Origin of the sequence: Beduinella massiliensis, from assembly GCF_900199405.1 — a bacterium.
Classification (GTDB): Bacteria; Bacillota; Clostridia; order Christensenellales; family Aristaeellaceae; genus Beduinella; species Beduinella massiliensis.
Genome location: NZ_LT963430.1, coordinates 1,696,788 through 1,713,002 on the forward strand (window position 1 = coordinate 1,696,788; position 16,215 = coordinate 1,713,002).

The following is a 16,215-nucleotide window of genomic DNA, read 5'->3' on the forward strand; positions in this document are numbered from 1 at the left end:
CGATATCGGCATGAGCACCATTCAAGATCTGCAGCAGGTGCAGGCGCGCAAGCAGGAAATCCTTAGCGGAGATGCGGCCCGCGTCGAAAAGCAGAAGAAAAGCGGCAAGATGACCGCGCGTGAGCGCGTCTCTGCGCTGCTGGACAGCCAGAGCTTTGTCGAGCTGGACGTCCTTGTCTCGCACGACGGCAAGGCGGAGGGCGTCGTGACGGGCTACGGCACGATCGAGGGGCGTCCGGTTTACGTCCTTTCGCAGGACTTCACCGTCCTGGGCGGCAGCGTGGGCGTGAAGCATGCGCAGAAGATCGCAAAGGTTCTGGATCTGGCGAAGAAGACCGGCACGCCGGTCGTCCTGATGTGCGACAGCGCGGGCGCGCGCATAGACGAGGGCGCTCTGGCGCTGGAGGCGTACGCGGATATCTTCGCGCGCATGGCGCGCATGTCGGGCGTCGTTCCGATGATCTCCATGGTTCTGGGGCCGTGCGTCGGCGCGGCGGCACTGATGAGCGAGATGAGCGACGTGACGATCATGGTGAAGGGCGTCGGCGCGAAGCTCTCCTGCGGCCCGCAGGTGCTTTCCGCGACCTATGGCGTGAACAAGACCGCGGAGCAGCTCGGCGGCGCGGAGGCCATGAACGCGCAGGGCGGAACGGACTTCGTGTGCGACGGCGAGGCGGATGCCTTCGTCAAGGCGCGCGCGCTCCTTTCGATGCTCCCGCTCAACAATCTGGAGGAGGCGCCGCTGGATACGGCGGAGGATCTCAACCGCGTGTGCGAGGGCCTTACGGCTGGTGCGGACGCGAAGACGATTCTGTCCGCGCTGTGCGACGTGGGCAGCGTTTTGGAGTTCGGCGCGGGCTACAGCCAGGCCGTGACGGCGCTTTGCAAGATGGGCGGCCGCACGGTGGCCGTGGTGCACACGGGCGCGGGAGAACTGTGCAACAAGCGCGCGAAGAAGATCGCGCGGTTCGTGCGCTTTGCGGACTGCTATAACATCCCCGTCGTGACCCTGGTGGATACCGAGGGCCTGATGGTCGCGGAAAGCGCCCGTCAGCAGGAGTTGCTGAGCGCCGTCGCCCAGATGATGTTCGCCTACACCGAGGCGACGACAGCGAAGATTTCCGTCGTCACCGGCAAGGCCGTCGGCGCGGCCTACGTCGCGCTGGGCGGCAAGGCGAACGCGGACGTCGTCTATGCGTGGCCGGGCAGCGTGATCGCGCCGATGACCGGCGAAGCGGCTGTCGCGGTGCTGTACAAGGACGAACTCAAAAATTCCAAGGGCGATGTGGCCAGCGCGCGCGCGCAGCTCGCCGCCCAATACGAGTCCGAGGTCGCCGACGGCGTGCACGCCGCGGAGAACGGCTGTGTGGACGACGTGATCGATCCCGCGCAGACGCGCAAGCTGCTGATCGCTTCTTTGGAGATGCTCGCGTCCAAGCGCGATTCCAATCCGCCCAAGAAGCATGGCAACATGCCGCTGTAAGTGAAGGGGAGAGCAAAAAATGGGAACGACGATTCTATACGGATTGCAGGTCATGGTCGTCGGTATTCTGGTCGTCTTCGCGGGCCTCATCATCCTCATTGGCTGCATCAAGCTGATGGAGATCGTGATGAAAGGCCTGCAGAAGAAGGAGACGCCTGCGGCTGCCGCACCGGCTGTGGAGCCCGCCGTAGAGGCTGAGCCCGAGGCGGAAGAAGAGGACGAGGGCGAGCTTATCGCCGTCATTACCGCCGCCGTCGCCGCGATGCTCGCGGACGAGAGCGGCGAAAGCGCGGACGATTCCGGCTTTGTCGTGCGCCAGATACGGCGCGTAGGCGCTCCGGCGTGGAACCGCGCCGGCCGCGAGGAACAGATTTACAGCCGTCTGTAAGACGAGCATCTGAATAACGGAAGGGAGAAATCCATTTATGCGCAAGTTCATGATTACCGTCAACGGAAGCACCTACGAAGTCGATGTCGAAGAGGTCGAGGCCGGCGCCGCCGCGCCCGTTGCCGCCCCTGCCCCTGCCGCCGCCCCGAAGAAGGCCGCGCCCGCGCCCAAGGCCGCCGCGAAGCCCGCTGCCGCCGCTGCAGGCGAGCAGGTGAAGAGCCCGATGCCCGGCACCATTCTGGACGTAAAGGTCAAGGCAGGCGACGCCGTGAAGAAGGGCGCCGTGCTGTGCGTGCTCGAAGCGATGAAGATGGAAAATGAAATCATGGCTCCGCGCGACGCGAAGGTCGTGCAGGTTCTGGCTGCCAAGGGCGCGTCCGTGAATTCCGGCGACGTGCTGGTCGTGCTCGAGTAAACGCAAAGGGGTTAAGCGCTGTGAAAAAGATTTTGCATTTGCTGCTCGCCTTGACGCTGTGCTGTATGTTTATGGCGCTGCCTGTCCTGGCGGAGGATGCGGCGCCCAGCTCCGAGCCGACGCTCGAGGCCCCTGCGGCCGACGGCGCTGGCGAAAGCGGCGAGCTGGTGACCGACGTATCGCAGCTGGTTCCGGTCTACATCGACGAGGCCGAGGAAGACCTGGGCGGCTCCGCCGCGGACGCCGCGGCGAACTTCAGCGTCGGCTCGACGCTGATGGGCCTGGTCAAGGACTCCGGCCTTTACGCCCTCTTCACGCAATATTGGAAGAACGGCATCATGATCCTCGTCTCCTGCGTGCTGCTGTATCTGGCTATCGTCAAGAAGTTCGAGCCCCTGCTGCTGCTGCCGATCGCGTTCGGCATGCTGCTGACGAACCTGCCGCTGGGCGGCGTGTTCGACGAGCCGCAGATGGAGATTCTCTCCAACGCGATGTATCACGGCAAGGCAGGCGTGCCGATCTACAACGGCGAAACGCTGGTGGGCTATCAGTACGTCAAGCAGTCCGGCGGATTGCTCTACTACCTCTATCAGGGCGTCAAGCTTGGCATCTATCCGCCGCTCATCTTCCTGGGCGTCGGCGCGATGACGGACTTCGGCCCGCTGATCGCCAACCCGAAGAGCCTGCTGCTGGGCGCCGCCGCGCAGCTGGGCATCTTCATGACCTTCATCTTCGCGCTGCTGCTGGGCTTCTCGCCCGCTGAGGCCGGTTCCATCGGCATCATCGGCGGCGCGGACGGCCCGACGGCCATCTTCGTCACCTCCAAGCTCGCTCCGAGTCTGCTGGGTCCGATTGCGGTCGCGGCCTACTCGTACATGGCGCTGGTTCCGGTCATTCAGCCGCCGATCATGAAGGCGCTCACGACCAAGGAAGAACGCGGCATCGTCATGGAGCAGCTGCGCCCGGTTTCCAAGACCGAGAAGATCATCTTCCCGATCGTCGTCACCATCCTCGTCTCGCTGCTGCTGCCCTCTGCGGCGCCGCTGATCGGCATGCTGATGCTGGGCAACCTGCTCAAGGAGTCCCTGGTGGCGGACCGCCTATCCAAGACGGCGCAGAACGAGCTGATGAACATCGTCACGATCTTCCTGGGCGTCACGGTCGGTGCGACGGCCAAGGCCGATACCTTCCTGACCGCGCAGACGATCAAGATCATCGTGATGGGCGTCGTCGCCTTCAGCTGCGGTACGGCGGGCGGCGTGCTGCTGGGCAAGGTCATGTGCAAGCTCTCCGGCGGCAAGATCAATCCGCTGATCGGCTCGGCGGGCGTGTCGGCCGTCCCGATGGCCGCGCGCGTCTCGCAGACCGTCGGTCAGCAGGAGAATCCCGGCAACTTCCTGCTCATGCACGCCATGGGTCCCAACGTCGCAGGCGTCATCGGCTCCGCCGTCGCCGCGGGCGTATTTATCTCGATGTTCTCGAAATAATGGATACGAGTCATCCGGCGCGGGGCGCCGGGGAATTCCCGCACGGCGCCGCCGCGCGGAGAGCGCTCTCCCTGTAGAAGGGCAGAGGGCGGAAAAGGAGGAAATACAATGGGCAAGGTGCTTATCACCGATACCATTCTGCGCGACGCGCACCAGTCTCAGGCCGCTACGCGCATGCGCACGGACGAGATGCTGCCCGTCGCGGACAAGCTAGACAAGATCGGCTATTACTCTCTGGAGTGCTGGGGCGGCGCGACCTACGACGCCTGCATGCGCTTCCTGAACGAGGATCCGTGGGAGCGCCTGCGCAAGCTGCGCAAGGCGATGCCCAACACCAAGCTGCAGATGCTGCTGCGCGGCCAGAACATTCTGGGCTACAAGCACTATGCGGACGACATGGTGGATCTGTTCGTCAAAAAGGCGATCGAGAACGGCATCGACATCATCCGTACCTTCGACGCGCTGAACGACCTGCGCAACATGGAGCAGGCGGTCAAGGCCACGAAGAAGTACGGCGGCATCGCGGAGGTCGCGATCAGCTACACCATCAGCCCGGTGCACAACCGCGAGTATTTTGTGAAGCTGGCCAAGGATATCGAAGCCATGGGCGCGGATACCATCTGCATCAAGGACATGGCCAACCTGCTCCTGCCCTACGAAGCGTATGAACTGGTGAAGGCGCTGAAGGCGAATTCCAAGCTGCCGATTCACCTGCACACGCACAACACGGCGGGCACCGGCATGATGACCATCCTCAAGGCCATCGAGGCGGGCTGCGACATCGTGGATACCGCGCTCTCCCCGCTCGCCGGCGGCACCAGCCAGCCCGCGACGGAATCCCTCTGCGCGGCGCTCAAGGGCACGGAGTACGATCCGCAGCTCAACGTCGACCTGATGAACGAGTGCGCCGTGCACTTCCGCGACGTGGCGACCCGTCTGGAGAAGGACGGCTTCCTCGATCCGGGCAAGGTGCTGCGCGTGGACGCGAACACCCTCAAGTATCAGGTGCCGGGCGGCATGCTCTCCAACCTGATCGGCCAGCTCAAGCAAGCCAACGCCATGGATAAGTTCTACGACGTGCTGGCAGAGGTGCCGCGCGTGCGCGAGGACTTCGGCTACCCGCCGCTGGTCACCCCGACCAGCCAGATCGTCGGCACGCAGGCCGTCATGAACATCCTGGGCGGCGAGCGCTATAAGATGGTCACCAAGGAGTCCAAGGCCCTGCTTCGCGGCGAGTACGGCCGCCTTCCCGCGCCGGTAAACGAAGAGGTGCGCAAGAAGTGCATCGGGGACGACAAGGTCATCACCTGCCGTCCGGCCGACAACATCCCGCCGGAGCTCGAAAAGTACCGCGAAGAAGTGCGCGAGTACTACGAGCAGGAAGAGGACGTGCTGACCATGGCGATGTTCCCGCAGGTCGCGCCGAAGTTCTTCCAGTACCGTCAGGCGCAGAAGTACAAGGTTGACTCCACGATGCTGAACGCCGAAGACAAGACCATGCCGGTGTAAGGGACCGTACAGCAATTCGCCCCGCCGCCGTGAAAAGGGATGCTTTTCGCGGCGGCGGGGCGAATTTTCAACGCCTGTTTAGTCGACAAGGAAACGCCCGCTTCACGCGTCCGTGGAGCGGGCGTTTCCTTCCTGTTCGACTTGCAGAAAAAAGGCGCTGAGCGGCAGACCGAGCGCATCTGCGATCTTGGCTAGCGTTTCGACGTTGGCGGCCTTGGCCCCGGTTTCGATCATCGCCAGGTGACTTCGCGCGATGCAGGCCAGGCCGCTCAAAACCTCCTGCGACAGGCCGCGTTCCCTGCGCAACCGGCGGATGGCGTTTCCAAGGGTTACCGCGTCGTACTTCATTGCATCACATCCTTTATTCAGTTTAACTGGCGGTCCATTTTGATATGTCTATTTTCGTAGACAATTTTGAAAACTTGTGTTATACTGTGCCAGTTATCATCACAAAGGGGGGCAATGTATGCTGCTGGAGCCGAGGGAAGCCATGTGGATTGCGGTTTTATTGCTTTTATGGGCGCTCTTGAAGGAATAAATAAGACAAACAAAGGAGGATTTATTCATGAACCCGGCCGCGCATGAGAACGCGCGGGGGAAAATTGGCGGTGCGCGGATGGAGATGGCCGTTACCCGCTTTTTTACTTGACAGATCGTTTCGCTTTGTCTATGATGTTAGACGTCCCGCGCTGCAACCCGAAAGGGTGTGGACGCAAGGGGCGCTTCGTTTTATCCCTGCCTCAAAGACGTCGGGTATCCTTGTGAACTTGAACGGAGGAAGAAAAATGTATAACAGGACAAACAGGCATTCCGTCGCTGCGCTCACCACGACTGCGCTGCTCACGGCGCTGATGCTCGTGCTGAGCTACACGCCGCTGGGTTTCATCCCGATCGGCGCGATTTCTATCACCATCGTGCACCTGCCCGTGCTGATCGGGCTGATGGTACAGGGGTTGCCCACGGGCCTTTTTCTGGGGACGTTGTTCGGCGTCATCAGCCTCCTGCGGTCGCTGACGCCCACGGGCCTGCTCGATCCCTTTTTTGTCAACCCGCTGATCTCGGTGCTGCCGCGCGCGCTCATTCCGCTGGCGGCTTGGGGCGTTTACCGTCTCGCGATGAAGGCACTGGCAGGTCGAAAGGGTGCGCAGCATGCGGCGGTGGCCGCGGGTGCGCTGTGCGGCTCGATTGTCAATACGGCGGGCGTGCTGGGGATGCTCTACCTATTGTACGGCGGTTCCATCGCGGAAGCGATGGGCATCGCGCAGGGCGCGGCCGGCGGCGTGCTGCTTACCATCGCCGTGACGAACGGCGTGCCGGAGGCCATCGTCTCCATGGTGCTGACGCCGGCGGTGGCGCTCGCGGTCAACCGGGCGATGCACGCTGGTACGAGGCACAATACGAGGCGGATGCGCGCCGCCTGATATTCGGAGAGGAAGTTGCGAAGGATGATTTTGACGCTGGACATCGGCAACACGAACATCAAAGCCGCGCTGTTTGACGGCGAGACGATGCGCGGGTCGTGGCGCATATCGACCAACCATACCTATACGGCGGACGAATACGGCCTCACGCTCGAGGGCCTGATGCGCCACGACGGCTTCGGTCTGTCGGACATCACGGGCATCATGGTCTCGTCCGTCGTGCCGACGATCAATTTTACCATCGAGCACATGTGCCGCAGCTACATCGGCGTTGAGCCCAAATTCCTCGCGCCGGGCGTGAAGACGGGCCTGAATATCAAGTACGAAAACCCGCGCGAGCTGGGCAGCGACCGCATCGCCAACGCGGTCGCCGCCAGCGCGCTGTACGGCGGTCCCTGTATCGTCATCGACTTCGGGTCGGCGACGAACTACGGCGCGATCTCCGAAAAGGGGGATTTCCTGGGCGGCGCGATTTCGCCGGGCATCAAGATGTCGGCAGAGGCGCTCTACACCGGCACGGCCAAGCTGCCGCGCATTGAGCTGGTCTGCCCGCAGAGCATCATCGCCCGAACGACGGTGACGAACATTCAGGCGGGCGTGATCCACGGCTACGTCGGTTCGGTGGAGCACATCGTGCGCACGATGCGCCGGGAAATGGGCTGCCCGAATGCGCGCGTAATCGCGACGGGCGGCATGGCGCGCATCGTCGCGGCGGAGTCGGACATCATCGACGTGATCGACTCGACGCTCACGCTGAAGGGCATTCGAATCATCTACGAGCGCAATCAGGCATTGTGAGGGGATGGACATGAAACAGGTGAACATCGGCTTTCTGGGCTGCGGCAACATTGGCGGGGGCGTGTGGAGGCTGCTGCGCGAGTTCGAGGCGGAGATCGCCCGGCGCGAGCAGCTTGCCTTTCGGGTGCGCCGCGTGTTGGTGCGCGACGTGAGCAAGGCGCGCGGGGGCAATATCCCGCGGGAAATCCTGACGGACAGTCCGGAGGACGTGCTCGCGGATCCGGAAATTCAAATCGTGATGGAGTTCATGGGCGGCGAAGAGCCTGCCGCCTCCTATATTGAGCGCGCGCTGCTGGCGGGAAAGACGGTGGTGACGGCCAACAAGATGGCGCTTTCCACCCACTGGGCGGAGCTGAACGCAGCGGCACAGAAGACCGGCGCTGGCCTCTACTTCGAGGCCAGCGTCTGCGGAGCGATTCCGGTCATACGCGCGCTCACGGATTCCCTGCAGGCCAACCGCGTGGAGGGCCTGATGGGCATCATCAACGGCACGACGAACTACATCCTCACGCGCATGGCGCGGGAGGGGAGCGCCTTTGAGGACGTGCTCTACGACGCGCAGCGCCTGGGCCTGGCGGAGCCTGATCCCACGGCGGACGTGGAGGGATACGACGCGGCCTACAAGCTGTCGATCCTCTCCTCCCTGGCATTCCATGCGCACGTGCCGGTAGAGAAGGTCTTTCGCGAGGGCATCACCCGCGTGACGCCGCTGGACATCGCCTGCGGCCAGGAGATGGGCCTTACCCTCAAGCTGCTCGCCGTCGCCAAGCGCAGCGGCGACCGGGTGGAGGCGCGGGTACACCCGACCTTCGTGCCCAGCACGCACCCGCTGGCCTCGGTGTCAGATGCGTTCAACGCGGTCTTCCTCAAGGGACACGCTTGCGGCGAGATGATGTTTTACGGACGCGGGGCGGGCGACATGCCCACGGCCAGCGCGCTCGTCTCCGACCTCATCAAGGCGGCAAGTGCGCCGCGCCACAAGCTGCCGGAGTTCTTCGGCGGGGCGGACGGCGTTTCGGTCGACAGCGACTGGTCGAGCGTCTACTTCATCCGCATGCGCGCGCAGGACAAGCCGGGTGTGCTCGCCAAGGTGGCGGGGTGTATGGCGGGGCACGACGTGGGCATCGCCTCGATGGTGCAGAAGGGCGAACCCGACGCGGAGGGCCGCGTACAGCTCGTGTTTGTGACGCATAGCGCCCATGAACGGGCGGTACGCGCGGCGCTCGCGGAGGTGGAACGCTCCGGCGAGACGAGCGTGCGCAGCGTCATCCGCGTGGAAGGAATTGAATGAGCAAAACGCAGAGGCGTTTACACGCAAACCGGCCCGCGATGCAGAAAGGATGCATCGCGGGCCGGTTTATATGCTTTTATTTGAAGAGCTGCTCAGGCGCGGACGGATCGGCCCCGCGCATGCGCGGGGAAGCGGCGAACGCTGCCGGGGCGATTGCGGCGAGGTGCGGCAGGATGGGCCGGAGTTACAACGGACTCCGGTTCGGTCTCGCCCCATTGGTCGAGTATGCGCTGCTGGGCCTGCTCGACGCTCTCGGGGTCGATGACCGCATAGAGGATGATGCCGAAGAAGAGGATGGCGGGCAGCAGGCCGAGAAAGTAGAGCATGAAAGGATCCCTCCAACTTAATTTCCGCAGAGAGACGGAAGCGTTTCTCTTGTTTTTTAAGTGTAGAATCAGTATAACACTTAAAAAACGAGATGTCAAGCAAATATTGACTTAAAAATTAAGAGCAACTGCTTGCAAACCCCTGCAAATCGTGTATAATAAAAAGCAGAGGTGAAGGATATGACGGCGCAGGAACTGGCGCGCAGATTAAAGGAAGCGCGCGTCGCCGCGGGGCTCACGCAGTTGCAGGCCGCATGCGCGATCGGTCGGCCACAGCAGACCTTGGGGGGCTGGGAGAATGCGCGTTCGCAGCCGGACATCGAGACGCTGACGGCGCTGATGCGCCTGTACCGCGTGAATGCAGCCGCGTTCCTCGGCTTTGAAGCTGAGGTATTCGGCCTGCCCGAAATTCGCCTGATACAAAAATATCGTTCGCTCGATCGACATGGGCGGCGAATGGTGGACTTTGCCCTGCAGGAAGAGGCGGCGCGCCTGCGGGATGCGGACGACGCGACGGCGGTGCGTCTGCTGCCCTTTCGCATTTCCGACCAACCCGCGGCCGCGGGCACGGGCGTGTACCTCGGGCCGGAGAGCTTCCACACGATTTACGTCAACGCCGACGCGCTGCCCAGGCGGGCGGCTTTCGGCGTGCCGGTGCGCGGGGACAGCATGGAGCCTGTCTACCACGACGGCGACATCCTGATCGTCTCCAGCGAACAGCCGCGTGTGGGTGAAGTCGGCGTGTTTACGCTGGATGGCAGCGGCTACGTCAAAAAGCTCGGCGAGGGAGTGCTTCTTTCGTTGAATCCCGCTTACGGCCCGATTCCCATGGACGAGAGCATCCGCTGCAACGGCAAGGTGATCGGGGTGCTTGAAAAGAACGAAGTAAAGCAATCGTGAGCAACGAAAGCAAAATAGTCTGTTGGGCGTCCGGCGCGATGTGCCGGGCGCTTTTTTTGCTTCCGCCACATTTTTTTCAAAATGCCGTCGGAAGTCCGTCCCGTTTTCGCCGGAATGCGTCCAAATTGCGCTGGTACAATGAGGACGACAACGGACTGGGAGGGATCGCTTTGATCGAGGTTTCACATCTGACCAAACGGTATGGACAGCATGTGGCCGTGGACGACATTTCCTTCACCATCGAGCCCGGGAAGATATACGGTTTCCTGGGGCCGAACGGCGCGGGCAAATCCACGACCATGAACATCATGACGGGGTGTCTGGCCGCGACGGCGGGGTCGGTGAAGATCGACGGGCACGACATCTTTGAGGAACCCCTGGAGGCCAAGCGCCGCCTGGGCTACCTGCCGGAGCAGCCGCCGGTATACGCGGACATGACGGTGCGCGATTACCTGCACTTCGTCGCGGAGGTCAGGCGCATCCCGCCAAGGGAGCGAAAAGACCGAATTGCCGCCGCGATGGCGCGAACGGGCGTGGCGGACGTCTCCGAGCGCCTCATCCGCAACCTTTCCAAGGGCTATCGCCAGCGCGTCGGGCTGGCGCAGGCTATTTTGGGCGATCCGGAGTTCGTCGTGCTGGACGAGCCGACCGTCGGTTTGGACCCGAAGCAGATCATCGAGATCCGCGATCTGATTAAGTCGCTGGGGCGCGAGCACACAGTGCTGCTTTCCAGCCACATCATGCAGGAGATCGGCGCCGTGTGCGACTACATCCTCATCATTTCACGGGGGCAGCTTGTGGCCAGCGGCACCCCGGAGGAGCTGGAGGCGCGCGCGCTGCATGGGCATGCGGTCAACCTGACCGTGCGTGCCGCCGAGCCGCAGCTCTCGAACGCGCTGAAGGGGCTCGGCGTGCGGGTGGAAAAGGTCTGTGCCTCGCAGGATGAGCCGGGCGCGCTGGATGCGGTGCTTTGGTGGGATGGGGAGGAGGATCGGCGCGAGGCGATTTTCTACGCGCTCGCCAGTGCGCGCCTGCCGGTTCTCGCGATGGCGGCGGAGCGCATGAGCCTGGAAGCGGTCTTCCTGCAGATGACCGCGGACGCAGAGCATCCGGCGGAGTCCGAAAACGGACAGGGCGCGGCGGACGCGAATAAATCGGAGGAAAAGGGGGCGGCGGAAAATGGGAGCGATCTATAAGCGCGAGCTGAAAGCCTACTTTACCGGCATGATCGGATACGTGTTCATCGCCTTTGTGCTGCTGTTCATTGGCATATACACGACGGCATACAACCTGAAATACCTCTACCCGATGTTTGAATACGTGATCGACAGCACGAATTTCCTGTTCCTCATCGTCGTGCCCATCCTCACGATGCGCGCCTTTGCCGAGGAACGCAGGCAACGGACGGATCAGCTGCTCTACTCGCTGCCTGTGCGCCTGACAGACGTGGTGCTTGGAAAATATCTGGCGATGGTGACGCTCTTCGCGGTCCCCACGGCGCTGATTTCGCTCTATCCGCTGATTCTTTCGCGTTACGGCGCGATCGCCCTGGGCACGGCCTACAGCTCCATCGCGGGTTTCTTTGCGCTGGGCTGCTGCCTGATCGCCGTCGGGCTGTTCATGTCCTCCGTGACGGACAACCAGCTCGTCGCCGCGGTGCTGAGCTTCGCGGTGCTGGTGCTCGCCTTTCTCATGAACGGCATTGCGGAGCTGATGACCACCACCGCCGCCGCTTCATTGATCGCGCTGACCGTGGCGTCCTGCGCGCTCGGCCTCGTGGTGCGCCTGATGACGGGCAGCACGTCGACCGCGCTGCTCTCGGGCCTGCTGGTGGAAATGCCGCTGTGCGCGGCGTACCTGTGGCAGCCTGCGCTGCTGGAGGGCGCCCTCGCGAGGATCATGGGCGCGCTGGCACTGTTTGACCGCCTGAGCAGCTTTACGGGCGGCATCTTCGACCTGACGGCGCTCGTTTACTTCCTTTCTGTGACCTGCCTGTTCCTCTTCTTCAGCGTGCAATCCGTTGAGAAGCGGCGCTGGAGCTGAGAAAGGAGGGGAAAACATGAAGAACGAAGCTACGAAAAAGTCCGGCAAGAAAGGGCTGTTCAAGACGCGCGCATTTCGCAGCGGCGGTTACAGCGTCGTCCTGTCCCTCGTGGTGGCGGCGGTGATCGTGGCGCTCAACCTGTTTGTCCAGCAGATTCCCACGACCTACACCAAGATCGACACGACGCCGGAAAAGCTTTACACGTTGGGCGAGAGAAGCGAGAGCATCGTGGGCGCGCTGGCGAAGGACGTGACGCTCACGCTCGTGGCCCAGAGCGGGAACGAGGATGTTACCCTTATGGAACTGCTCAGGCGGTATGCCGCGCTCAGCGACCGCGTCACGGTGGAGACGCTGGATCCCGTCGTATACCCCAAGCGCCTGGAGAAATATCAGAGCACATCGCTCGCGGAAAACAGTGTGATCGTAGAGAGCGGCGAGCGCTTCAGCGTCGTCGGTTACAGCGAAATCTATGTTTACGACTATTCCTCCTATTACTATACGGGCAGCTACGACGTCTCCTTCGACGGTGAGGGCGCGATCACCGGCGCCATCGATTACGTGACGAGCGACGACCTGCCGGTGCTTTACGCGCTGACCGGTCACGGGGAAAAGGAGCTGGACGCCTGGCTTTCCGAGGCTGTCGCCAAGGAGAACATCGAGCTGAAAGATCTGAGCCTGTTGTCCCTGGAAGCCGTGCCGGAGGACGCGGACAGCCTGCTCATCTGCGCGCCCACCACCGACCTGAGCTCGGAGGAGGCCGACAGGGTTCTCGCTTACATGGAGAGCGGCGGAAAGCTCATGCTCGTCACGGATTATTCGGACAAGGCCATGCCAAACCTCGCGCGCATCACCGAAAATTACGGCGTCGCCGCACAGGACGGCATCGTCGTGGAGCAGGACATGAACTATTGCCTGCGCGGCTACACGCACTACCTGCTGCCTGAAATAGAGAGCCATGAGATCACCGATCCCCTGACGGAAGGCCGCCTGTACGCGCTGATGCCGCTTGCGCACGGCATTCGCAGGCTGGACGCCTACCGCAGCTCGCTCACGGTCACCGATCTGCTCACCACCACGGACAGCGCCTACAGCAAGCTGGATCCGTATAACGCCACGACCCTGGAAAAGGAAGACGGCGACGTGGAAGGCCCGTTCTCCGTCGCGGTGGCCGTGTCGGAGACGGTGGACGCCGGCGAGATGCGCCTCGTGTGGTTCTCGACTTCACAGTTCCTCGACCAGTCGGTAAACCAGATGGTATCCGGCGGCAACGAGGACCTGTTCCTAAACGCGCTGAACTGGATGTGCGAGCGGGAAAACAACATCTCTATTCGCGCCAAGAGCCTGAGCGCGTCGTACTTGACCATTCCCAGCGGCGAAGCCAGCCTCATCAGCACCATCATCACCGTGATTTTGCCTCTGCTCGTGCTGTCCGTCGGCATCGTCGTGTGCGTTCGGAGGAGGAAGCGGTAATGAGCAAGGGAAAAAGGCTGCTTGTGCTGTGCCTGATGCTGGTGCTCCTCTCGTCAGGCAGCGCGCTCCTCTCGCACTATAGCGAGTCCCAGACGGCGGCGCGACAGGAGACGGAGGAAGAGGCGGCGACCGTCGCCGCGCTTGAGGACGTGGAGTGGCTGGACGTGACGTTTCTTGGCGAGCGCACGAGCCTTCTGCGCGCGGACAGCCGCTGGGTGGATGCGGAGGACCCCGCCTTCCCGCTGGACGCAAGCTATGCCGAGGAGATGGCCGGGGCGCTTTCAAACATGCAGTCGGAGCGCAGCGTGACGGGCGAGCTGTCCGAATACGGGCTGGACGATCCGCAGTGCACCGTGACCGCGCGCGACGCGCAGGGCACAGAATTGACGCTGCAAATCGGCGATAAGAACAAGACGACCGGTCTGTATTACGTGCGCGTGGAGGGACTCGACGAGATTTATACCGTTTCCTCCAGCGCGGTCATGCCCTTCCTGACGGCGCGGTACGACCGGATCGAGGCCGAGGAATTCCCGGAGATCGCCGCCGACAGCGTGGAGCGCGTGACCGTCGCGGCGGATGGGCAAACACGGACGCTTCTGCATCTGCCCCAAGGATCGCCGACCGCTTATACTTCGGCCTACACGTGGTTTGAGCAGACGCTGGACGGTTTGGCGCCGGTCAGCGCGCAGGCCGCAGAGAACGCCGTCGAAGAAGCGCTGGGCGCCGTGTGCCTGGGCACCGTGCGCTACGACGCAGCGCACGAGGACCTCGCGCGCTTTGGGCTGGACGATCCCGCCGCGACGCTTGAGGTGACGTATACGCAGAGCACGCGGATGGCGCTGGATGCGCAGGAACGTCTGCAAGTGCGGGCGCTGACGGAACTGACAAACCTTCAAAAGTACGGCCTGCTGGACGACTGGCGGGTGGAGGAAACGCCCGCGGAGACAGCCGGCCGCGTCGCCCAATGGCAGGCGGCCGAGGAGGACGGGGCGGAGCGCGACTACGACGTGACCCACGTAAAGCGCCTCACCGTATGGGTGAGCGCGCCGGACGCGGACGGAAACAGCTACCTGCGCCACAGCGGCTCCCGGCGCATCTTCAGCGTGTCGTCCAGCTATGCGCAGGCGCTGGCGGAGCTTTTGCCGGAAGACCTGCGGGACGATTCCGTTTGCCTTGTGGAAGCGGAACGGGTCAATCGCCTGACGGTTTCATCCGGCGGCGTGACCAAGGTGATCGACGTGGATCGCTCGCCTGTGCGGGACGAGGAAGGCATCCTGAAAAAGAACACCGCCTACCGATTGGGCGCGGAGGAAATCGAAAGCGCACAGTTCAGCGGGTTCATAAACCGCCTGAACCTGCTGCAGGCGGAGGCTTACACGGATTCCAGTGACATCGGCAGCGTATTCATGACGGTGATTTTTGATCAGAGCAGCGCCCGGTACCCGAGCCTCACGCTGACGCTTTACACGTACGACAGCAGCTTCTACCGCGCGTCGTTCGCGGGCCGCGAGGACATGCTGGTAAACCGCCGCGACGTGGAAGCGCTGACGGAGCTGTTTGAGGCGATCGGCGCTTCAAAGGAAACGGAGTGAGGAAAAGGCGGCGCAGCGAACCCCCTGACCGCGGACGCGGCGCCGCCCTTCGTATTTCAGAGCGCCTCTCCGGAACGTTTTAGAGGGACCGGCATGAAACGTGCGCGTGCGCGCATACTTTTTCCTTGCCTGCGCGGCCAAGGCAGGCTACAATAGAGGTGCGAAGATTTTGCGCGGGAACGGGAGGGATCGGCGTGGAGAACCCTGAGCAAAACCCTGAGAAACCGAAACGAAAACGCACGCCCGGGCGGAGCGCATGGGAAGCCGCCTTTGCCAGGATCAGGCACGTATGCGCGTCCATACAAAAGAGCAGCCCGGACGAGTTCGTCTCCGAACAGCTGGACCGGGTCACCATCGGCGATGTGGAGGCAAGGCGGCGCGAGGCGAAGAAAAAGCGCCGCGAAACGCTCGAGAGGATCGAAGGACGCATGATGACGGTCAAGATCGCCGTCACTTCCGGCCTTTTGATGTTCGCGCTTTTCGCCTACGTCAACTGCCCGAATCGATTTACCGCGCTGTGCTGCGCGGCGATGGGCTTCTCCTGGCTGGGCGACGCGCTGCTGATGCAGTATCCGCCCGTGACACACGGCATCCGTCAGTATTTTCTGTGGGGGATGGCGGCCTTTTTCGGCGCGCAGGTCTGCTACACCACGCTGTTTCTGCGCCTGGGCTACGCGTTGGGCGCGCAGAGCCTTTTCGTAGTCTGCGGATTCATCGCCGTCTTCGTGGTTGCGGGCATCGTCATCTGGGCCTGCACCATTTTGCAAAATCCCGCGCAGATGCTTGCGCTGCGCGTCGGCGCGCTCTTTTACAGCGTGGTGGTGAGCCTGATGGCCGCGAGCGCCTGCGCCCTGTTCGTGGCGCACCCCCTGCGCGGGAGCACGATGCTGCTGGGCGGCCTCCTGTTTTACGTCAGCGATACCCTGATCGCGCTCAACAGCTTCGGCTCGCTGCGGTTGAAGTACCCGGATCTCGCGATCTGGACGCTGTACGCGCCCGCGCAGGCGCTGCTCATCGCGGGCGTGTGGCTCCTCTCGGCAGGGGTTTAACTGCACAGAAAAGGGACGAGGGTTTGCGCCGCCGTTCCTTTT

Annotated in this window: 16 protein-coding genes; 14 read left to right on the forward strand and 2 right to left on the reverse strand. The window is 62.7% G+C overall.

What is annotated here, in order from left to right; genetic code table 11:
* Positions 1 to 10: 10 nt before the first annotated feature.
* From C1725_RS08350 to C1725_RS08370, 5 genes are all read left to right on the forward strand, one after another.
* Complete coding sequence (locus tag C1725_RS08350; RefSeq protein WP_102411168.1) at positions 11 to 1,483, forward strand: carboxyl transferase domain-containing protein; 1,473 nt, start codon at positions 11 to 13, stop codon at positions 1,481 to 1,483.
* 19 nt (positions 1,484 to 1,502) lie between these two features.
* On the forward strand, positions 1,503 to 1,871 hold the full coding sequence (locus C1725_RS08355; protein ID WP_102411169.1) for an OadG family transporter subunit: 369 nt from the start codon (positions 1,503 to 1,505) through the stop codon (positions 1,869 to 1,871).
* Positions 1,872 to 1,908: 37 nt separating this feature from the next.
* Entirely contained in the window at positions 1,909 to 2,286 is a 378-nt protein-coding gene (locus tag C1725_RS08360; protein WP_102411170.1) for a biotin/lipoyl-containing protein, read from the forward strand.
* A gap of 275 nt (positions 2,287 to 2,561) precedes the next feature.
* Entirely contained in the window at positions 2,562 to 3,773 is a 1,212-nt protein-coding gene (locus C1725_RS08365; RefSeq protein WP_346026877.1) for a sodium ion-translocating decarboxylase subunit beta, read from the forward strand.
* A 108-nt stretch (positions 3,774 to 3,881) separates the two neighbouring features.
* Complete coding sequence (locus C1725_RS08370; RefSeq protein WP_102411171.1) at positions 3,882 to 5,282, forward strand: oxaloacetate decarboxylase subunit alpha; 1,401 nt, start codon at positions 3,882 to 3,884, stop codon at positions 5,280 to 5,282.
* A 102-nt stretch (positions 5,283 to 5,384) separates the two neighbouring features.
* Here the strand turns inward: C1725_RS08370 and C1725_RS08375 are convergent, their stop codons facing one another.
* A complete protein-coding gene (locus C1725_RS08375; protein ID WP_102411172.1) occupies positions 5,385 to 5,630 on the reverse strand; it encodes a helix-turn-helix domain-containing protein in 246 nt (81 codons plus the stop codon).
* 437 nt (positions 5,631 to 6,067) lie between these two features.
* Here C1725_RS08375 and C1725_RS08380 point away from each other — a divergent pair, with 437 nt between their 5' ends.
* Genes C1725_RS08380 through C1725_RS08390 form a run of 3 tightly spaced genes read left to right on the forward strand, consistent with a single transcriptional unit; the run spans position 6,068 to position 8,792 of the window.
* Positions 6,068 to 6,703, forward strand: a complete 636-nt coding sequence (locus C1725_RS08380) for an ECF transporter S component (RefSeq protein WP_346026481.1) — start codon at positions 6,068 to 6,070, stop codon at positions 6,701 to 6,703.
* Between the two features lie 24 nt (positions 6,704 to 6,727).
* A complete protein-coding gene (locus C1725_RS08385) occupies positions 6,728 to 7,501 on the forward strand; it encodes a type III pantothenate kinase (protein ID WP_102411174.1) in 774 nt (257 codons plus the stop codon).
* Between the two features lie 10 nt (positions 7,502 to 7,511).
* Entirely contained in the window at positions 7,512 to 8,792 is a 1,281-nt protein-coding gene (locus C1725_RS08390; RefSeq protein WP_102411175.1) for a homoserine dehydrogenase, read from the forward strand.
* Positions 8,793 to 8,884: 92 nt separating this feature from the next.
* On the opposite strand, the gene C1725_RS18980 is transcribed toward C1725_RS08390, so the two are convergent.
* Entirely contained in the window at positions 8,885 to 9,118 is a 234-nt protein-coding gene (locus C1725_RS18980; RefSeq protein ID WP_146009194.1) for a hypothetical protein, read from the reverse strand.
* Positions 9,119 to 9,298: 180 nt separating this feature from the next.
* On the opposite strand from C1725_RS18980, the gene C1725_RS08400 reads away from it, so the two are divergent.
* The 6 genes from C1725_RS08400 (at position 9,299) to C1725_RS08425 (ending at position 16,173) form a co-directional block, all read left to right on the forward strand.
* Positions 9,299 to 10,018: a S24 family peptidase gene (locus C1725_RS08400; protein WP_102411177.1), complete on the forward strand. Its 720-nt coding sequence runs from the start codon at positions 9,299 to 9,301 to the stop codon at positions 10,016 to 10,018.
* A 170-nt stretch (positions 10,019 to 10,188) separates the two neighbouring features.
* A complete protein-coding gene (locus C1725_RS08405) occupies positions 10,189 to 11,214 on the forward strand; it encodes an ATP-binding cassette domain-containing protein (protein WP_102411178.1) in 1,026 nt (341 codons plus the stop codon).
* Positions 11,198 to 12,061 (forward strand): ABC transporter permease, encoded by an 864-nt coding sequence (locus C1725_RS08410; RefSeq protein WP_102411179.1) that lies wholly within the window; start codon positions 11,198 to 11,200, stop codon positions 12,059 to 12,061. Before C1725_RS08405 ends, C1725_RS08410 begins: the two co-directional genes overlap by 17 nt.
* 16 nt (positions 12,062 to 12,077) lie before the next feature.
* Entirely contained in the window at positions 12,078 to 13,532 is a 1,455-nt protein-coding gene (locus C1725_RS08415; RefSeq protein ID WP_102411180.1) for a Gldg family protein, read from the forward strand.
* Positions 13,532 to 15,124: a DUF4340 domain-containing protein gene (locus tag C1725_RS08420; protein ID WP_102411181.1), complete on the forward strand. Its 1,593-nt coding sequence runs from the start codon at positions 13,532 to 13,534 to the stop codon at positions 15,122 to 15,124. The genes C1725_RS08415 and C1725_RS08420 overlap by 1 nt, the downstream gene beginning before the upstream one ends.
* A gap of 194 nt (positions 15,125 to 15,318) precedes the next feature.
* Positions 15,319 to 16,173, forward strand: coding sequence for a lysoplasmalogenase family protein (locus C1725_RS08425; protein ID WP_102411182.1), 855 nt, complete (start codon positions 15,319 to 15,321; stop codon positions 16,171 to 16,173).
* Positions 16,174 to 16,215 lie beyond the last annotated feature (42 nt).